The organism is Moraxella sp. DOX410 (genome assembly GCF_032248735.1).
Lineage (GTDB): Bacteria > Pseudomonadota > Gammaproteobacteria > Pseudomonadales > Moraxellaceae > Faucicola > Faucicola tetraodonis.
On record NZ_CP135139.1, the window covers coordinates 24,937 to 44,378 of the forward strand.

Genomic DNA, 19,442 nt, shown 5'->3' on the forward strand with positions numbered 1-19,442 from the left:
TCCGTTTTCTGTGGTGACCCCTAAGTGTATAGCTTATTTGGCTTACCAGTAAATATTAACAGTGGTCTTAATTCATTAACGCCACTACCGATTGATTATGATTTTTGATAATATCAGTCAAGGATAATGTCATTAGATGCCCATCTTTTACTACCACTTTGCCATTAATAATGGATAAATCCACGTTGGAAGGTGTGCAGAATACTAGTGAGGCGACTGGGTCGTGAATCGCACCGCCTGCCATGGCTAAGGTATCAGTACGAAATGCGATTATATCCGCACTCATACCTGCTTGTATTATCCCGATATCGTCACGGTCTAGGACATCTGCACCGCCACGTGTTGCCATGCGAAGCACTTCTCGAGCAGTTAATGCATCAGGTGCATCAATCACTCGACCCAATAGCATTGCTTGTCTAGCTTCTCCTAATAAATTACCACAGTCATTAGAAGCAGAGCCATCTACCCCTAATCCGACTGGTACATGTGCATTGAGCATTTTTTTGATAGGGGCAATACCTGATGCCAGTCGCATATTGGAGCATGGACAGTGAGCAACGCCAGTCTTAGTACGAGAAAATAAATCAATACCGTGATTGTCAAGTTTTACACAGTGGGCGTGCCACACATCCTGTCCCACCCAGCCTAATGATTCGGCATACTCAGCAGGTGTCATACCAAAGTTTGCAATGCTGTACGCCACGTCATTATCACTTTCTGCTAGATGAGTATGCATACAAACATGATATTCTCTAGCAAGTAGAGCAGTTTGTTTCATCAATTCTTGACTAACGCTAAATGGTGAGCAAGGGGCTAATGCAACCCGAGTCATCGCATGGCGATTAGCATTGTGAAACTGTTCGATAAGTCGCACACTATCTTTGAGCACAGCGTCTTCAGTTTCAACCAAGTTATCAGGTGGCAAGCCTCCTTTGCTTTCACCAACTGTCATACTGCCACGACAAGCATGAAACCGCATACCAATGGCGTGCGATGCTTCGATGCTGTCATCTAGACGTGAGCCATTGGGGTAAAGATACAGATGGTCGCTAGTTGTCGTGCAACCAGAAAAGATAAGCTCAGCCATCGCTGTTAATGTGGAATTGTAAATCATTCGTGGTTTTAAATTTCGCCAAATAGGGTACAGGGTTTGCAACCAACCAAATAATTCGGCATTTTGTCCTTTTGGTACGGCTCTCGTTAGACTTTGGAACATATGATGATGAGTATTAACCAAGCCGGGCAATACCACATGATGTGTTAAATCAATCTCTTCATCAACCTGTATATAATTATCGTGGATATATTTAACAATCTCAGTGGTTGTTCCTACCGCAGTGATTACATTATTGGTAATTAAAATGGAGGCATTGGCAATTTCACGCCCTTCATCGTCCATAGTAGCTAACATTTCGATGTTTTTTAATAACTTATAACCCATGATTATTCCTCTTTTATATTTTTCAATTGTGATAACACACCTTTCATAACTCCTAAAAATCATTTTGCAACTTTTATACCAGTATACAAAATATAATCACTAATTAAAAAATATGTATACAAAAGTATTTATAAAAAATTAAATGGCATATAAAATGCAAATATTAGTTCTATTGCTAATAAATAAATAACTAATAAATGAACCAAAACTGTGAGTATTATCATGTTTCCTGCTAATTCAGTTCAGCATAATCGCCCTGTTCGCTTTTATTTTCGTCAAGAGATATGTGAAATCATACCTAGTCATACCACTCAAACCGTTTTACAATTTTTGCGAGAAAGTTGTCGAGCTACAGGAACAAAGGAAGGCTGTGGTGAAGGCGATTGTGGAGCTTGTACGGTTGTTATTGGCAAGCTCGATGAACAAAATCAATTGCACTTAGAAGCGGTTAATGCTTGTATCCAATTTTTACCAACGCTAGATGGATGTGCTTTATTTACCATTGAAGATTTGCAAAATTTATCAGATGACCTTCACCCAATTCAACATGCGATGATTACGGCTCATGGCTCTCAGTGTGGATTTTGCACACCAGGGATTATCATGTCGTTGTGGGCAATGTACGAAAATAGTGCAAGTTGCCCAAATGAGGAACAAATACTAGATGCGTTATCGGGCAATTTATGCCGTTGTACGGGTTATCGACCGATAATTGATGCGGTTAAATTAGCGTATGAGTCGCCAAGAGTCACATTTGATAAAGCAAAAATCATTGATGCTTTACAGTCTTTACAGGCTTTACCATCATTAGTATTGATGGTTAAAGACCAGCAATTTTTTATCCCCAAAACTCTCGAAGCATTGGCTGAATTGTATAAGACCTATCCAAACGCTAGATTGCTCTCAGGTAGTACGGATATCGGGTTGTGGGTAACCAAACAACATCGACAGCTTGATAATTTAATTTTTATCAACCATATCCTAGCACTAAAAACTATTAATAACACAGCCGATTATGTGGAAATTGGGGCAGGAGTGAGCTTACAAGATGCGTTTACGGCATTGATAGCACAAAATAGCGGTTGGCAAGAATTGGCTCGTCGATTTGCATCTAAACAAATTAAAAATGCAGGTACATTAGGCGGTAATATTGCGAATGGCTCGCCAATTGGTGATAGTATGCCTGCTTTAATTGCTCAATCCGCAAAGCTTGTATTACGCTGTGGTGAACAGGTTCGCAAATTAGCTTTGGACGAATTCTATATTGCTTATCAAAAAAATGCGTTGCAACCGAGTGAGTTTATTACCGCCATTCAAGTGCCGAATCACCAAAACTTACCTAATGAATTAAGTTATTTTGCTACTTATAAAGTTGCAAAACGCTTTGATGCCGATATTTCAGCGGTATGTGGGGCATATTTTGTGAAGTTAGATAAACAAAACAAAGTAAGTGAAATCCGAATTGTTTATGGCGGTATGGCAGAAATTCCTAAACGAGCCAAACATTTAGAAGCGGCATTACACAATCAAGAATGGCTGGAAGCGAATATTGACAATGCTCTGTCTAAGATTGAACAAGATTTTAGCCCATTGACCGACGGTAGAGCTAGTGCACATTATCGTTTATTGGTTGCCAAAAACTTATTGAAACGCTTTTATTTTGAGTCTCAAGTAATAGATGGGACTACAAACGAACCAAAGCTCATTCGTTTAACTCAAATCGCATAACAAAATCAAAAAATACAAGAAGGCTAAGAGAGAATAACCGCAATGAATGATATGACAGTCACCCAAAAAAATACCTATGTGGGCAAATCTATCACCCATGAAAGTGCCCATTTACATGTGTCTGGCAAAGCTAATTATGTGGATGATATTCCCGAAGTTGAGGGCACATTGTATGCAGGATTGGGCTTGGCAGAAATAGCTAATGGTAAGATTATCAACATGGATTTGTCAGCAGTATGGCAGGCTGAAGGTGTCGTGACCGTGCTGACAGGCATAGAATTATTACACAATAATTGTGGTCCAGTGGTCGCTGATGAGCCGATTATTGCAACCGATACGGTTAGCTTTTTTGGACAGGTGATTTTTGTAGTGGTGGCAAAAACCTATCAACAGGCTCAGCAAGCAAGCCGATTGGCGAAAGTAACCTATGAAGCGTTAGAACCTATTTTGACTATTGAGCAGGCAATAGCACGACAATCTTGGATTCTGCCACCTGTACAACTCACCGCAGGCGATGCCAATGCAAAACTTGCCGTTGCCCCTTATCGATTACAAGGGATGGCCCAAGTCGGCGGACAAGAGCATTTTTATCTTGAAGGGCAAATTTGCTATGCCTACCCAAAAGAAGAGGATATGCTTCAAGTGCTATGCTCAACCCAACATCCCACCGAAATGCAATTACTGATTAGCGAGGCTGTGGGCTATGGCATGCACCAAGTCAGTGTTGAAGTGCGACGCATGGGCGGAGGATTTGGGGGGAAAGAATCGCAATCAGCTCAATGGGCGTGTATTACAGCAATTTTGTCAGTTAAATTGAAACGTCCTGTGAAGCTACGACTTGACCGTGATACTGACATGATAGTCACAGGTAAACGCCATGGCTTTGCTTATCAATGGGACGTGGGTTTTGATGAGCAAGGGATGATTTTAGGCTTATATATTCAGTTAGCCTCTAATTGTGGCTCATCAACAGATTTATCAGGACCAGTAAATGATAGGGCGATTTGCCACGTTGACAATGGCTATTATCTCGATGCGGTCACCATTGACAGTCTACGCTGTAAAACCAATACCGTCTCCAATACCGCCTTTCGAGGCTTTGGTGGTCCACAAGGCATGTTCCCGATAGAGTACATCATGGATGATATTGGATATGCGTTAGATATTGACCCCCTCATTATACGTCAACGTAATTTCTATACCGCTATGTCTGAGCAAGCGGGTATTGATTTTTCTGCAGAAAACATCGACGAAATTGCCCCACGCTCCAGAACCCCTTACGGCACTTATGTCAAAGATAATATTTTACCTGACTTGGTGAGTAAACTTGCTGAGCATTGCGATTATTTCACTAGACGGGAAACTATCAAGAGCTTTAACGAGCAAAGTCCGATTATCAAAAAGGGCTTGGCATTAACGCCTGTAAAATTTGGTATTTCGTTTAATGCGACACTGTTTAATCAAGCAGGGGCATTGGTGCATATTTATACCGATGGCACAATCTTGGTGAATCATGGTGGCACCGAGATGGGGCAGGGACTATATAGCAAAATCCGCCAAATTGTCGCCGATGAATTTAGCCTTGATTTATCAAAAATTAGATTGTCAGCGACTGACACTGCCAAAGTGCCTAATACCTCAGCTACTGCTGCGTCTAGTGGTACAGATTTAAATGGTAAAGCAGCCCAAGCCGCCTGTATTAATATTCGCAATCGATTACAAACATTTGCCGCCGAATTAGCGAATACTAAGCCTAGTCAAGTGCAGTTTAAAGATGGATATATTTATGCAAGTGGACAATCTTGGCAATTTGCTGAATTTATCAAACTCGCTTATCAAGCTCGGATACAACTGTGGGATAGTGGTTTTTATAAAACGCCTGATATCCATTGGAATCCCGTGTTACGTTATGGCAGACCATTTTTTTATTTTGCCTATGGAGCGGCAGCGAGCGAAGTAGCCATAGATACTTTAACAGGAGAAAGTAAAGTGTTACGAGTCGATATTTTGCATGATGTCGGTAACTCGATTAATCCTGCGATTGATATTGGACAAATTGAAGGAGGATTTATTCAAGGCATGGGGTGGTTAACGTCTGAAGAACTGTACTGGGTGCCAGAAGGGCGCAAACAAGGACATTTATTTACCCATGCGCCATCCACTTATAAAATCCCAACTGCTACCGATATGCCGAAAATTTTTAATGTAAATTTGTACGATAACCAAAACCTTGAAAATACTATCCATCGTTCAAAAGCAGTGGGCGAACCCCCTTTTATGTTGGCATTATCGGTATTTTCTGCACTACGTGACGCGGTATCTGCAAGTATAACTACCCCAATCTTGCAAAATGGTATTAAAGTTAAGCCTTTTTTATCTGCACCTGCGACGCCTGAAGCGATTTTGCAAGCCATTGTCAATGCCAAACAGCTTGTGAATAGTCAAACGCATTTATCAAATCAATAATCTAAAGTTTATATAAATCAATATGATAAATGAATGGATAGACAGGCTTGCATTATGGCTCACACAGAATAGTGACTGTGTATTAGTCACTGTGATGTCAGTGATTGGCTCAGCACCTAGAGAAGTGGGTGCGAGTATGGTGGTACACCTTACAAATGACCCTCAACAAACAATTGAGAGCGTTGGTAGCATTGGTGGGGGGCATTTAGAGTGGCAATCGCTTAATATCGCTCAGTCGATGTTGAGTAACCAAAGCGAACCATCACTAATTATGGAACGATTTAATCTTGGTGCAAGATTAGGACAATGTTGTGGTGGTCGAGTTCTCGTATTATTTGAAAGAATTAGCCATTTAGATATCGACTTTTTTAACAATTTTCTTTATCAAACCCAACACGGGCAAACGCTGTATCGTTATTTATCCTCAAGTGATAAGCATTCAACATGGCAAATCAAAAAAGCAATAGAGACCGAACAGTCTAAAACATGTTATGAGATTATGCATCAAGATGGCTCTTGTTTAAATAATAAAGAAAATAATTGGCAATTCTCTCAAATTATTGAATCTACTCGCTTTCATGTATATCTATTTGGAGCAGGGCACATTGCTCAAGCATTAGTGAAACTGTTACTTCCACTTGCTGCGAAAGTACATTGGATAGAAACACGAGATTATCAAAATAGGATTGAGAATATTGATTTATCCCATGCTTACTTAGATTATCAAGAAACCCATATTCCTGAAAAACTTATCGAAACCGCTTTACCAAATAGTTTCTTTATTGTGATGACTCATGATCACGGCTTAGATTTTCAGCTTTGCCAAGCTATTCTCAAACGCCAAGTAAAACAACAAGATATTCGCTACTTTGGCATGATAGGCTCAACCACCAAGCGAGCTAATTTTGAACGGCGTCTACTTGCTAGAGGTGTTTCACCAGAGACTTTAACTTCCTTAATCTGTCCGATGGGAATTACGGGTATTCACAGTAAAGAGCCTAATCTCATTGCGATTGCTATTACCGCCCAGTTGTTGCAATACCTTTAAATTAGTTATACCTAGTCATTAATATCTCCTTGCTTTAAATCTGCATTGGCACATAAATTGCTTTCCATAAATACAATTATTTTTTTATATTGTATACAAATTATGTTAAATAAGGAGCATTTATGAAAATTATTATTATTGGTGCAGGTATTGGTGGCTTGAGTGCGGGGATTGGACTCAAAAAACAAGGACACCAGGTTACTGTTTATGAGCGTGTGGAAAAGATTTTGCCAGTTGGAGCGGCTATTTCGGTTTGGTCAAACGGTGTTAAATGCTTAAACTATCTGGGATTAAACGAGGAAGTCAAAGCCTTGGGTGGTAACATGGCGAACCTAGCCTATATTGATGGTTTCACCAATTCGGTGATGACCCAATTTAGTCTACAGCCCTTGGTTGAAGAAGCAGGTCAAAAGCCATACCCCGTGTCTCGGGCTGAATTACAAGCAATGCTAATGGAAGCTTTTGGTAAAGAGGATGTCAAACTAGGCATCGGCTTAGTCAATATTGAGCAGAATCTAGCCCAAAAAGATAGCAAAGTGGCAGCGTATTTCTCCGATGGTTCGTCTGATACTGCTGATTTGTTAATTGGAGCGGACGGTACACATTCATTTACTCGTAAATATATTCTTGGCAAAAAACTCGAGAGACGTTACGCAGGGTATGTGAATTGGAATGGTTTAGTGGAAATTGATGAATCCATCGCACCTGCTGATCAATGGACGACATTTGTAGGTGAAGGAAAACGGGTATCACTCATGCCAATAGCAGGTGGACGGTTCTATTTCTTCTTCGACGTACCATTACCTGTTGGCCTACCCAATGAAAGATATAATTATAAAACGTTATTAAAACAATACTTTACAGGTTGGTGTGAGCCAGTACAAAAACTTATCGACAAAATTGACCCTGCCAAAACTAACCGTGTCGAAATCCATGATATTGAGCCATTTGATACTTGGGTAAAAGGTCGGGTCGTCTTATTAGGGGATTCTGCTCACGGTACAACCCCTGATATTGGGCAAGGTGGCTGTCAAGCCTTAGAAGATTCGATTTATTTAACTCGTTCCTTAGCGATTAATACCAACAGTATTGACGATGCGTTGAAACGTTATGTCGAAGTGCGAGCACCACGAGCCAATCATTTAGTAATGGTCGCTCGCAAACGTTGCGGCGTGACCCATGGGGAAGATCCAGCCGCAACTCAAGCATGGTACGACGAACTTCGCCAAGAAGATGGCAAGCGAATATTACAAGGTATTCTCAATAATATTCAAGGCAATCCTTTAGATTAACATTAAGAAATTCACTTCAAAAAAACCCTGTTTTAACAGGGTTTTTTTATGGTCAATGATTAAACAAAAAGAAAATTATAGATATTGTATACAATAAAATAATTATTTTATGAAAAATTGTAAAAACTGGCATACTAATTGCTATCCCTTAAAGTAGTAACTAAAGCAGATACCTAGGAAAATCAGAGATGAATATAGCTGAATTTAATCAACTGCCGATGCAACAAGCAACAGAAATCTTAAGAAATTGTGTACAAATATCATCTTGGGGCGAGAATATTGTTGTACATCGTCCATTTATTAATAGCGAGAATCTATATAACTACGCTAAACAGCAAACAGAAACTTGGACATGGCAACAAATTAGCGAGGCGTTGGGCAATCATCCTCGAATTGGTGAGAAAAAAGCCATCCAATCCTTGAATGAAAGAGAACAACAATTCTCTAAAAACGAGCAAAGCAACGTTAACCTCACCAATGCAGTGCAGGATGCTCTATATAAAGGGAATGTAGATTATGAAAATAAATTTGGCTTTATTTTTTTAATTCGGGCATTAGGTCGAAGCACTGAAGAGATACTGGCTGAATTAAACCGTCGTCTTAACAATACGCCAGAGCAAGAACAACTTGAAGTTAAAGACCAACTTTCACAAATTGCACTTTTACGATTAAAACAGGAAGTAACTGCATGACTACATTAAGCACCCACATTTTAGACACCACGCTTGGACTACCTGCAAGTAATGTTCAAGTGAGTTTATACCAACTGCAAAACGAAATGCCACAGCTACTCAGCCAAGGAATTACCGATGAATCAGGCAGAATCAAGCAGTTTGAATTATCCAGTGATAATCGAGCGTTAGCAATAGGTGAGTATCAATTAGTATTTGCGACAGCTGAGTATTTTGCCAAGAATAAAAGAGCGTGCTTTTATCCGAAAGTGACAATCGACTTTGTTCTTGATGGCACACAAGCGCATTGTCATGTGCCATTGCTGATTAGCTCTTATGGTTTTTCGACTTATCGTGGCAGTTAGACAAAATCTTTAAAAAAAATGAGAAATAAAAGGGGATTATGATGACTATAAATACATTCACCACTATACGACCTGAAGACGAACAACTCGGTCTGACTAAAAACGTGGCTTATGGCTTGCAACACGTTTTAACGATGTACGGCGGTATCATCGCAGTGCCACTTATTATTGGTTCGGCGGCGGGATTAAAACCTGCCGAAATCGGAACACTTATCGCAGCAAGTTTATTTGTGGGGGGATTAGCTACGCTTTTACAAACCCTTGGTATTAAATACTTTGGGGCGAAACTACCTATTGTGCAAGGCGTGTCATTTGCCGGGGTGGCCACTATGCTGGCGATTATTACTACAGGTGGTAGTTTACCTATGGTATTTGGTGCGGTAATGGTAGCATCAGTGGTTGGCTTAATTATCTCACCTTTCTTTTCTCGTTTATTAAGATTTTTTCCGCCTGTGGTGACAGGGTCGGTCATTACCATGATTGGCTTGTCTTTAATCCCCGTAAGTATTCGCTGGATAATGGGTGGTAATCCAAAAGCACCAACATGGGGTGACCCTGGTAATGTTGGGTTAGCATTAGCAACTTTGGGTGTTATTTTATTACTCAGTATCACTCGTAATCCTTTGGTGCGTCGCTTGGCTATTTTGATAGCAATGGCGGTTGGGACAATCATTGCTGCGATGTTTGGTATGGTTGATTTTTCTAAAGTAGGTACAGGAGCATTCTTTGCCATTCCCAATGTTTTCCAATTCGGTGCCCCTGTCTTTGATGTAGCTGCCATTATCTCAATGTGTATTGTGACATTGGTCACCATGACAGAAACGACAGCAGACATTTTGGCCGTTGGTGAAATTGTGGGCACATCTGTCGATGAACGCCGTGTCGGTGACGGTCTGCGTGCAGATTTGCTCTCTAGTGCGATTGCTCCAATGTTTGGTTCATTTATGCAAACGGCATTTGCTCAAAACGTTGGTTTAGTAGCTATGACAGGAATTAAAAGTCGTTTTGTGGTGGCAACTGCGGGTGCAATTTTGGTGACTCTAGGTTTATTGCCTGTTTTAGGTCGTGTCGTGGCATCTATACCTATGCCAGTTCTAGGCGGTGCAGGAATCATTCTGTTTGGTAGCGTGGCAGCTAGCGGCATTCGTACGTTATCTAAAGTTAATTATGAAAATCAAAATAATCTCATTATTGTAGCAACTGCCATCTCGATTGGTTTAATTCCTGTGGTGAGCCAAGATTTTTATGAGCATTTCCCAGCATGGGTAAAAACTCTGTTTCATTCTGGAATTAGTTCAACTTGCATCACTGCTATTTTGTTGAATTTATTATTTAACTCTAAATTGTTAGCAAAAAAATCGACTACCCCATTAGCTGACACCGGAACGGCATCAACCTCATCTGCGGTGACTCATTATTAATTTTGAAAACTTTACACTTAATCATCTTTTGGAGGAAACAATGCAACAAACTTATTTAAAACATAAAAATTTATATTCGGCGATCTTATTAGCTTTAGGCTTACCGAGTATGGCGATTGCTACCCCTACCAACAATCCGCCTTTAACCCTAAATCATTTGTCAGGGTTGCAACAAGATTGCACCGTCACCAATAACTCAGTTGACAGTCTTGGTAAAGCCTTTAGCTGTGGTACTGTGAGTGGTGCAATCAAAACCGCCTATTATTCTCTTAATAACGCATATTTTGGTGGAAAAAGCCAAGATACCGTTGCAACAGGCGGTTACATCCGCTATGAAACTGCCCCCTTTTATGGCGTACAAGCAGCCGTTGGTTATGACATCCAACGTAGGCTTGATGATGATAATGGACATGCCGAAGTTAGTGAATTTAAAAATGATAAAGATGGTCTTGCTGAAGCTTATGTAAAATGGCAAAACGATAAAGCGCGTGTCACTGTGGGCAACCAGCGTTTGGATGTTCCATTTTTGGGGGATTACTCCGATTTTCGTATTTTGCAAAACCTGTATCAAGCCGCTGACGTCAAATTGGGTAACAATGATGACTTCATCCGAGCGACCAAAGTGAATAAATTCAAAAGCTATGGCGAAGACGAATTTTATAAAACCAGTCGTCAAAGTGCCATAAAAGAAACTGATGGTATGTGGTCAGTGGGTGCGGGCAAAAGTTACAAACTTGCCAATGGCAATCAGTTAAAAGGGCAAGTTTGGTATGAAGATTATGATGATTACACCAAACTGGCGTATGCACAAGGCAATTATGCGTTAGCCAATCATCCATTAAAGCCTGAGTTTGCCGTGCAATACATCACAGGCAAAGACCAAGGGAAAGCGTTAGCAGGCAACGTCGATAGCCAAATGTATGGGGCTATGCTTAGTCTAAAACCTACAAGCAATGCAACTGTCAAACTGGCGTATGACCGCATTCAACCACAAAGTGACGCTTATCGTAATGGAGCATTATTGACACCTTATAGCACAAACACTTCATCGAGTGTGATTTTTGCTCAGCCGTTTTTTACCAGTACCCAAGACTTGGGGGCAGGTAATGCTTATATGATTGGCGTGGATGGCAAATATGACGACCAAACCAACCTTGGGGCGAGATTGTCTTATATGGATTTAAAAGAAAGCAAAAACGTCGATAGCCGTGACCAAACTGAGTTGATGGTGTATGGCATCCATAATTTCTCAGGTAAATTAAAAGGGCTTAGTATCAGCAACTTTGCAGGGATTCAGCATTCACCCCGTTTTGATGGACGAGAAAACTTTTGGCAAAACCGTTTAATGTTGTCTGTGAAGTTTTAAACAATTGATTGCCAAGGAGAGCTATTGAAATTCATGACATAGGGATATAACAATATTAGGAAATAACAATCATAGGATAATATTTCAAAACACTCAAATAATAAAAAACTTTTATAACAATACTAAAAACCCATTAAGTCTAAATTCTTAATGGGTATTATTTTTGATTAACCTTAGCAAAATAGGTATAAAAAAGGGCATATTTATCATGCCCTTTTTTCCTAAATTATTTTCTCATAACTGGGATATTAAAATTCTACCTGCACTTGCCACTCATTAATATCCAATTCAATACAATTTATGCCTTCACCACCCACTCTGTCGACCACTAAAAATTGACAAACTTGATTTAAAGCCAAAAGCGGATGATGCCATGTACCAGCATGATATTGCACCCCTTGGTAATGACGAGCATAAAATGCGTGTAACTCATCAGCCGATTTTGGCTCATCACCTGCTTTGGCAACTACAACCAAATAATCTTGTTTATCCAAGCTAAAAAAAGCTTGAGAACCAAACGGATGATATTCCATCACTGACAGTACCGCAGGCAATGCGCGTGGCTGTGCCAAAAAGATGCTAAGTCCAACACTCCCACCATCATGGCTGACAGTGGCAAGTTGGTGATGACGCTCGGCAAAGCCTTGATTGATAGTAAAGCGATTTTGTGGTGTTGCTTCATTATCTTTATACAGCTCGATGACATCGCCAAACGGAGCAAAATCCGCTTTGGTCAACGGTTTGGCGGTTAGAGTAGTAGTTATATGTTTTGTCATATTATCCATTACCTTTAAGCAATTTTACCAAACAATTTAATTCGGCTAATCCCCCCGTCAGGAAAAATATTGACTCGTACATGAGTAATCGGTTTCTTCAGCACAATCTCGTTAAACTCATGCATACTATCGGCACTCAATTGCTGAGACTCAAGCAAGGTTTCCCAAAACATACTTTGGGTAATAAGAGCTTGCCTGGGCAAATCGGGAGCATATACAGCTTGAATCGATACTTTGTCAGGGAAATTACCTTTAAAAAATGCAGTATCGACCATGATTTTATTGACAATACCTGCTTGTCCTAACTTTAGAATACACCAGTCATTCCCTGGCTCACGACGGCGACGAGTCTCCCAACCTTCACCCATGTTTGGGGCTTTATTGGGTAGTAACAGATTACTTGCTTTACCAAAGTGGGCGTCGTTCCACGCAATCGCTTGACCGCCATTTAACGCACTTACCAAATCAATATCGCCTTGAGAATCAGTTGTTTCGGCAAAGACAATTTCACCGTACACACGCAAACGAGCAACACCACCATCAGGATAAATGCTTAAGCGAATATGGGTAATTACACTGTCTGTGTTTTCACTTGCGATATAATGATGAGAATTACCTTGAAGGCTTACCATATTGGTGAGCGGTTGCCAGCTTTGTTGTGTCCAAAAATCTGCATTTTCATTATCATTAGCTTGTTCAAGCTTGATACCTTCAATTTGACATGCAGGCGGAAAGTTACCCGTAAAGTTGCTAGTATCAATGTCAAAACCCTGGATTTTGGCAGGTTTGGCAAGCTTAATTACCAAATAATCATTACCTAAATGGCGTTTACGACGGGTCTCCCAACCGTCCATCCATTTACCATTTTCATCATATTTGCCGACGATAAATACTGCAGGTTCAGCATTTAAGATTCGTTCCTTAACCGCAAAAAACTCATCACTGGCAAATAACGCTTTTGCTCCAAGGCGGTCATCAGCAACGTTAATCAGATTGGTAAAATCGGGTAAAACTGGGGTCTCAATTACAGAAGGTTCGCTCATTTATTAATCCTTGAAGTTCATTAAAATAACCAATTAAATGTGTTTTCGCTAGTCGCTGGGTGCTGTTCGTACCAATGTTTGGCGATTTCATCACGACGACAAATCCATACATCAGGCTTACTGGTGATATAGTCGATGAATTTTTTAAGAGCGACAATACGTCCTGCACGACCAATCATGCGACAATGTAAGCCAATCGATAGCATTTTTGGCGTTTCTTGTCCCTCTTCATACAGAGTATCAAAGCTATCTTTTAAATATTGATAAAACGGCTCAGCATTGGTATAACCTGGGCTCGATGCAAAACGCATATCATTAGTTTCAAGCGAATAAGGAATAATAAGCTGTGGACGAGTGAAAATTTTGTCGCCTTCAGTCACTCGCACATTGAGCCAGTAGGGAAGTTCATCAGCATATGAATCTGAGTCATATTGATAACCGCCTTGAGCCACTACTAATTCACGAGTATTGGGACTATCTCGTCCTGTGTACCAACCGATTGGCTGAAGACCCATCATTTTTTTAAAAATTTCCGTCGCTTCACTGACATGGCGGGCTTCGGTCTGTCTGTCCATCAGCTGATGATTGACCCAACGCAAGCCGTGACTTGCCACTTCATGCCCATCTTGAAGCACTCTCTCAAGGATATGCGGGGTGCGAGCAACCGACATGGCACACGAAAACGTCGTAAGTTTTAAGTCATGGGCTTTAAACAAATCCAGCACCCGCCACACGCCGACACGGCTACCATACTCAAATGCTGACTCTACTGATTGATGGCGATTAGGAAAAATCTGTGTGCCCAAAATATCCGACAAAAACATCTCAGAGCCAGCGTCACCGTGCATGACTGCATTTTCTGCCCCTTCTTCAAGGTTTAGCACAAACTGCACCGCAATTTTTGCCCCATTTTTCCAGTTGGCTTTGGGCGGATTGTCGCAATACCCCTTCAAATCTCGGGGATAATGCGGTAGGTCAATGGGGGTAACGTGCTTAAATTGCGGTGTGGACATAGTCGCTCCTAATGATAAAAACTGCGAATTTATTTATCGCCTAGTTTGTTAAATAATTCGTTAAAATTTGGCGGTTGTTTGGGTTGTGGCTCAATCAGTAACTGCTCGGCAAGTTCGGATAAATGTTCTGCCATATCATTTTTAAGTAACGCTTTATCGGTCTGTTGTAGCAGTTTGATTAAATCAAAATGGCAATGATTATCACATTGCATGGTCGTCGGATTGCTATACATGGCAATGGCAAGCGACGTGCGAGCAATCAGTTGCTCAATTAAAGTAATCAAAGTCACATTGTCGGTAAATTTGGCAAGTTGAATATGAAAATCGCCTGAGAGTTTATTGGCAAGTCCGTACTCGGCTTTGCGTAATGCCACCATTTCAGCATCACAAATTTTATTTAACGTATTAATTTGGGACGTGTTTAGCGGTAACTCTAATAAATCAATCACCCCAAGTTCCAAAATTTTACGGGTGGTAAAAATTTCATTAACTTGCGGTTTGCCCATTGACGCCACAAAACAACCCCGATTCGGTAATTGCACCACTAACTGCTCATAAATCAATCGTTGTAGAATCTTACGCACTCGAGTACGGCTAACATTAAAACTTTTTGCTAATTCATCTTCAGGCAAATGCGTGTCAGGCTTGAGATAATGCTCGTGAATCGCCCGAAATAGCATTTGGTACATTTGGTCATCAGTGGTTTTGGTTGAGTCGCTCATAATAATTGCCTTAAAAAGTGAAAAATCTAAGTCTGTTTAACCACTATTATGCACCGAAACGATGCAAGTCTCCCAAAAATGGCTTAGCAATTGGGAACGCCAAATCACCATGCTTACTGGTTTTTAAATTCATACCGACCATTGCTTCAATCAGTTTCACTGCACTTTTTACCCCATCAATCACAGGAATACCCACCGCTTGCTCAATCGTATCAGTCAAATGGGACATCCCACCACAGCCCAACACAATCGCCCCTGCACCATTATCACGGGCTTGTATTGATTTGCTGATTATTGCTTTGAGTGCGGTGTCATCTTCTAAGGCGAGTACAGGCAAATCGACTGCCAGTACTTGAGGGCAAAGATGTCTATAGCCGTATTGTTGAAGCAAATGTTTAGCGATAATTACGGTGCGTTGTAGGCTCGTTACTACAGCAAACTGCGTACTTATCATGCTTGCCATCACAAAGCCAGCTTGAGCAATGCCAATCACAGGTTTGTCGGTCAGTTCTCTCACTGCCCAGATATTGGGGTCACCAAAACACGCCAAAATCATGCCGTCCGCCCCTTCGCTATCCGCCTTTCTTACTTCTTCAGCAACTCCGACAATGCTCATCGCTTCATCAAAATGCGACTCAATCGACACAGCTCCATGTTTTGGCGTTCTACCGACGATTTCTGTGCTTGCATTAGCAACAGCTTGGGCACTCTCCTGCATCTGCTCGGTCATGTGTTGACTGGTGTTGGGGTTGATTAAATGGATTTTCATAGCAAACCTACGATTAAAATTTTTCAGTAATTGTATACAATAATATTTTATATTTCAAATTAATTATTTTATATGTAGAAAAGCTTATTTCAATTTCTATGCCAAAAACAGCGTATTATCAACATTATAAAATATGTGGCATGAATATTGCTCGTTAAATTGTACGTTATGTAATTTAATATTAGACTTTATTGTATACAAATAATCATTGAAGTTAGTGGCATCACAAAAGGAGTAAGTCATGCTCGACAAATCTGCCATCATCGCCCAAACTCCATCTAGACCTATCATATCTCAGTATGGTACGGTGCATCAGTTACCAACTGGCTATAGCGACCGCTTATATAATGAAGACCTTGCTCCATTAGTGGCGGGTAAAGACCGAAGCAGTCGCCAAGATTGGAACTGGTACAACATCTTTGCCTTTTGGATGTCAGACGTGCATAGCGTGGGTGGTTATGTGTTTGCAGGTAGTTTGTTTGCGTTGGGGATTCAAAGTTGGCAAGTGCTGTTGGCATTAATTGTCGGCATCATGATTGTGCAAGTCCTGTGCAATCTAGTGGCAAAACCTAGCCAACAAGCGGGCGTACCATATCCAGTGGCATGTCGTATGCCGTTTGGGGTATTTGGGGCAAATTTGCCTGCGATTATTCGTGGTTTAATTGCGGTAGCATGGTATGGGGTACAAACTTTTTTGGCTTCAAAATCACTAGAAATTATCTTGCTATGGGCAATGCCAAGCTTGAAAAGCTTAGAACAAACCAACTTGCTTGGGCTAAATTTGCTCGGTTGGCTCGCCTTCATGGTGATGTGGGTACTTCAAGCTTTGGTGTTTTGGCGAGGAATTGATACCATCAAAAAATTTATCGATTGGGCAGGACCTGCGGTGTATGTAGTGATGCTTGCGTTAATGTGTTGGATTGTCAATCGTGCAGGATTAGCAAATATCAATTTAAACTTAGCTGAAGTAAAATATCATGGCATGGATTCTATTTTACCAACGATTACGGCGATTGCCTTAGTGGTGTCGTACTTTTCAGGACCGATGCTCAATTTTGGAGATTTTGCTCGCTATGGCAAAAGCTACGATGACGTCAAAAAAGGCAATTTTTGGGGGTTGCCGATTAACTTTACCTTATTTGCCTTGGTGACGGTAGTCATTACGTCAGGTACAATTCCTGTATTTGGTAAAATGCTAACTGATCCGATTGATACGGTCTCTCGCATTGATAATGTGACAGTTATGTTATTGGGTGCCCTAACCTTTGTTACAGCTACCATCGGTATCAATATCGTAGCGAACTTCGTTGCTCCTGCCTTTGACTTTTCAAACGTTTCACCAAGAAATATTAGCTTTCGCATGGGTGGCTTTATTGCAGCGATTGGTGCAGTGTTTATCACGCCTTGGAACTTATTTAATTCACCACAAGTGATTCATTATACCCTTGATATTTTAGCTGCCTTTATCGGTCCACTATTTGGGATTTTGCTGACTGATTTTTATCTCATCCGTAAACAAGAGATTAAAGTGGATGATTTATACACTACTGACCAAAGCGGTGCTTACTGGTATAGCAACGGCTGGAATCCTAAAGCGGTAATGGCTTTAATCCCTGCGGTAGTGGTGGGTGTGGCGATTACCTTGATGGGCTTAAAAGAGTTGGCGGATTTTAATTGGTTTATTGGGTGTGGTCTAGGTGCAGTCATGTATTATATATTGATGCCAAAAACCAATAATCATTAAAAATTGAGATCAGCACAGAAAACGGAAAAAATAGGACTGTCAGGACTTTTGTCGATTATTTTTAACTATCTTTTACTTGTCTAAAAAACGGTCGTTTTTTAGATATCTCATTCTGGGCAAAAAATAAGAGCTTTTAGCCCCCATTCTTGTATAGCAAGTTGTCAATCAAACAAATGCTAACTATTCTTAACAGCAAAAGTTTTTAATGAGCAACGCGCAGTAGCACTTGGGGTTCAACTTTTGCGATTTTCAGCAGAACGCTAGCCGCTTTTGATGGATAGCGTTTTCCTTGCTCCCAAGCTTGTAAGGTTCGGACTGACACACCTAGAATTTCAGCAAATTCTCGTTGTGATAGTCCCACATTCTGTCTGGCTTCAATGGCTTCGTTAACAACAGGTTGCTCACGTACTACACCTTGCCCGGCTTTAGCTTGTCGGACACTTTCAAGCAATAATGCCCCGAGCTCATCCCCGGTAAATTCATGGTTAGCCAAGTTAATAGTATCTAAGTCTTTCATGCTTTTTATTGCCATGTGTTTAACTCCTTTACCAAGTCTTTTAGTATATGAGCAGGAATATTTTCGGTTTTCGCCTTGGCATAAACCAATAGCATAAAGATTTTACCGTTTTCTAAGCGATTATAATAAATCACTCTAACACCACCGCTTTTACCACCACCTTGCCTAGCAAAACGCACCTTACGAACACCGCCACTTTTTGGAACGACATCACCAATATCAGGATTTTGGCTAATCATGGTATGGAGTTCGCCCTGTTCTTCTTTGGTTAATAGGCTATCAACCATTCTTATATACAAAGGCGTTTCAACAATGGTAAACATAAATAATCTCACATACTACATTGTAGTAGTATAACAGACTATGCATTTAAAATTAACCTCAAAATTTAAATGCTATAGGCTTAAAAAAACAGGTAATACGAAGGTTATTCAGAATTTAGCAAATCTACCCCTGCCTTTTTTAACTCCCCTTTCGCCGTCACATAGTGATATAGCGTACTACTGGGAATATCGCCTAGTTCCCTGCAAATCGCTGGGATACTCTTGGTTTGGTCTTGCATGAGATGTTGGGCATAGCGAAGTTTCTCAGCGGTCATGATTCTAGGCCTGCCACCTTTTCGTCCTCGAGCCCGAGCTGCTGCAATCCCTTCTTTCACCCGCTGGCGGATAATGTTACGTTCCATCTCAGCAAACGCCGCTTGAATTTGTAAAAACGCTCGACCTGCAGGGGTTGTCGTATCCATTGGTGAGTTAATCGCTTTAAAGCCAATGTCTTTTTCTGCCAGCTCATCAATGAGTTTAATCAGGTCACTGGCTAACCGCCCTAACCGATCTAAATCCAAAACAACCAACACATCACCTTTTCTTAAATAGTTGAGACACTCATCCAAGCCTTTACGTTGGGAATTACTGCCTGATGCTTTGTCTTCAAAAATCCGTTCACAGCCAATTTCTGTTAACGCATCAACTTGACGATCTAGTAACTGTTTTCCTTCCGATGTGGATACTCGAGCATAACCGATGAAACCCATGGTGTAATTCTCAAGATAAATTATATG

The 19,442-nt window shown here is 40.7% G+C and carries 18 protein-coding genes; 9 read left to right on the forward strand and 9 right to left on the reverse strand.

Annotated features, from left to right (window positions below; all coding sequences use genetic code 11):
- Positions 1–67 precede the first annotated feature (67 nt).
- A complete protein-coding gene (locus tag RNZ41_RS10865; protein ID WP_096489733.1) occupies positions 68–1,441 on the reverse strand; it encodes an 8-oxoguanine deaminase in 1,374 nt (457 codons plus the stop codon).
- A 222-nt stretch (positions 1,442–1,663) separates the two neighbouring features.
- Between RNZ41_RS10865 and xdhA the strand changes: the two genes are divergently transcribed.
- The 8 genes from xdhA to RNZ41_RS10905 all read left to right on the forward strand — a co-directional run bounded on the left by xdhA (position 1,664) and on the right by RNZ41_RS10905 (position 11,798).
- Complete coding sequence (xdhA, locus tag RNZ41_RS10870; protein WP_076776350.1) at positions 1,664–3,169, forward strand: xanthine dehydrogenase small subunit; 1,506 nt, start codon at positions 1,664–1,666, stop codon at positions 3,167–3,169.
- 42 nt (positions 3,170–3,211) lie between these two features.
- A complete protein-coding gene (gene xdhB / locus RNZ41_RS10875) occupies positions 3,212–5,635 on the forward strand; it encodes a xanthine dehydrogenase molybdopterin binding subunit (RefSeq protein ID WP_314027862.1) in 2,424 nt (807 codons plus the stop codon).
- A gap of 22 nt (positions 5,636–5,657) precedes the next feature.
- Positions 5,658–6,683: a xanthine dehydrogenase accessory protein XdhC gene (gene xdhC / locus RNZ41_RS10880; protein WP_314027863.1), complete on the forward strand. Its 1,026-nt coding sequence runs from the start codon at positions 5,658–5,660 to the stop codon at positions 6,681–6,683.
- A 122-nt stretch (positions 6,684–6,805) separates the two neighbouring features.
- The gene (gene hpxO / locus RNZ41_RS10885) at positions 6,806–7,975 is read left to right on the forward strand and encodes an FAD-dependent urate hydroxylase HpxO (RefSeq protein ID WP_076776357.1); all 1,170 of its coding nucleotides are present in this window, start codon (positions 6,806–6,808) and stop codon (positions 7,973–7,975) included.
- Between the two features lie 188 nt (positions 7,976–8,163).
- Positions 8,164–8,667 (forward strand): 2-oxo-4-hydroxy-4-carboxy-5-ureidoimidazoline decarboxylase, encoded by a 504-nt coding sequence (gene uraD / locus RNZ41_RS10890; RefSeq protein ID WP_060995542.1) that lies wholly within the window; start codon positions 8,164–8,166, stop codon positions 8,665–8,667.
- Entirely contained in the window at positions 8,664–9,011 is a 348-nt protein-coding gene (gene uraH, locus RNZ41_RS10895; protein ID WP_060995543.1) for a hydroxyisourate hydrolase, read from the forward strand. The genes uraD and uraH overlap by 4 nt, the downstream gene beginning before the upstream one ends.
- A gap of 38 nt (positions 9,012–9,049) precedes the next feature.
- On the forward strand, positions 9,050–10,432 hold the full coding sequence (locus RNZ41_RS10900; RefSeq protein WP_314027864.1) for a nucleobase:cation symporter-2 family protein: 1,383 nt from the start codon (positions 9,050–9,052) through the stop codon (positions 10,430–10,432).
- Positions 10,433–10,472: 40 nt separating this feature from the next.
- The gene (locus tag RNZ41_RS10905) at positions 10,473–11,798 is read left to right on the forward strand and encodes an OprD family outer membrane porin (RefSeq protein WP_409950755.1); all 1,326 of its coding nucleotides are present in this window, start codon (positions 10,473–10,475) and stop codon (positions 11,796–11,798) included.
- Between the two features lie 248 nt (positions 11,799–12,046).
- Here RNZ41_RS10905 and RNZ41_RS10910 read toward each other — a convergent pair whose 3' ends face one another.
- Genes RNZ41_RS10910 through RNZ41_RS10930 form a run of 5 tightly spaced genes read right to left on the reverse strand, consistent with a single transcriptional unit; the run spans position 12,047 to position 16,121 of the window.
- Complete coding sequence (locus tag RNZ41_RS10910; protein WP_099834618.1) at positions 12,047–12,574, reverse strand: ureidoglycolate lyase; 528 nt, start codon at positions 12,572–12,574, stop codon at positions 12,047–12,049.
- Between the two features lie 14 nt (positions 12,575–12,588).
- Positions 12,589–13,617, reverse strand: a complete 1,029-nt coding sequence (gene alc / locus RNZ41_RS10915; RefSeq protein WP_096489739.1) for an allantoicase — start codon at positions 13,615–13,617, stop codon at positions 12,589–12,591.
- Positions 13,618–13,637: 20 nt separating this feature from the next.
- On the reverse strand, positions 13,638–14,630 hold the full coding sequence (gene puuE / locus RNZ41_RS10920; protein WP_060995548.1) for an allantoinase PuuE: 993 nt from the start codon (positions 14,628–14,630) through the stop codon (positions 13,638–13,640).
- A gap of 29 nt (positions 14,631–14,659) precedes the next feature.
- Complete coding sequence (locus RNZ41_RS10925) at positions 14,660–15,352, reverse strand: GntR family transcriptional regulator (RefSeq protein ID WP_007114990.1); 693 nt, start codon at positions 15,350–15,352, stop codon at positions 14,660–14,662.
- A 46-nt stretch (positions 15,353–15,398) separates the two neighbouring features.
- Positions 15,399–16,121 (reverse strand): aspartate/glutamate racemase family protein, encoded by a 723-nt coding sequence (locus tag RNZ41_RS10930; protein WP_007114989.1) that lies wholly within the window; start codon positions 16,119–16,121, stop codon positions 15,399–15,401.
- 241 nt (positions 16,122–16,362) lie between these two features.
- Here RNZ41_RS10930 and RNZ41_RS10935 point away from each other — a divergent pair, with 241 nt between their 5' ends.
- The gene (locus RNZ41_RS10935; RefSeq protein ID WP_314027848.1) at positions 16,363–17,865 is read left to right on the forward strand and encodes an NCS1 family nucleobase:cation symporter-1; all 1,503 of its coding nucleotides are present in this window, start codon (positions 16,363–16,365) and stop codon (positions 17,863–17,865) included.
- A 202-nt stretch (positions 17,866–18,067) separates the two neighbouring features.
- On the opposite strand, the gene RNZ41_RS10940 is transcribed toward RNZ41_RS10935, so the two are convergent.
- From RNZ41_RS10940 to RNZ41_RS10950, 3 genes are all read right to left on the reverse strand, one after another.
- Positions 18,068–18,397, reverse strand: coding sequence for a helix-turn-helix domain-containing protein (locus tag RNZ41_RS10940; RefSeq protein ID WP_060995271.1), 330 nt, complete (start codon positions 18,395–18,397; stop codon positions 18,068–18,070).
- Positions 18,388–18,705: a type II toxin-antitoxin system RelE/ParE family toxin gene (locus tag RNZ41_RS10945; RefSeq protein ID WP_239743807.1), complete on the reverse strand. Its 318-nt coding sequence runs from the start codon at positions 18,703–18,705 to the stop codon at positions 18,388–18,390. Before RNZ41_RS10945 ends, RNZ41_RS10940 begins: the two co-directional genes overlap by 10 nt.
- Positions 18,706–18,809: 104 nt before the next feature.
- Positions 18,810–19,415 (reverse strand): recombinase family protein, encoded by a 606-nt coding sequence (locus tag RNZ41_RS10950; protein ID WP_314027849.1) that lies wholly within the window; start codon positions 19,413–19,415, stop codon positions 18,810–18,812.
- Positions 19,416–19,442: the final 27 nt, after the last annotated feature.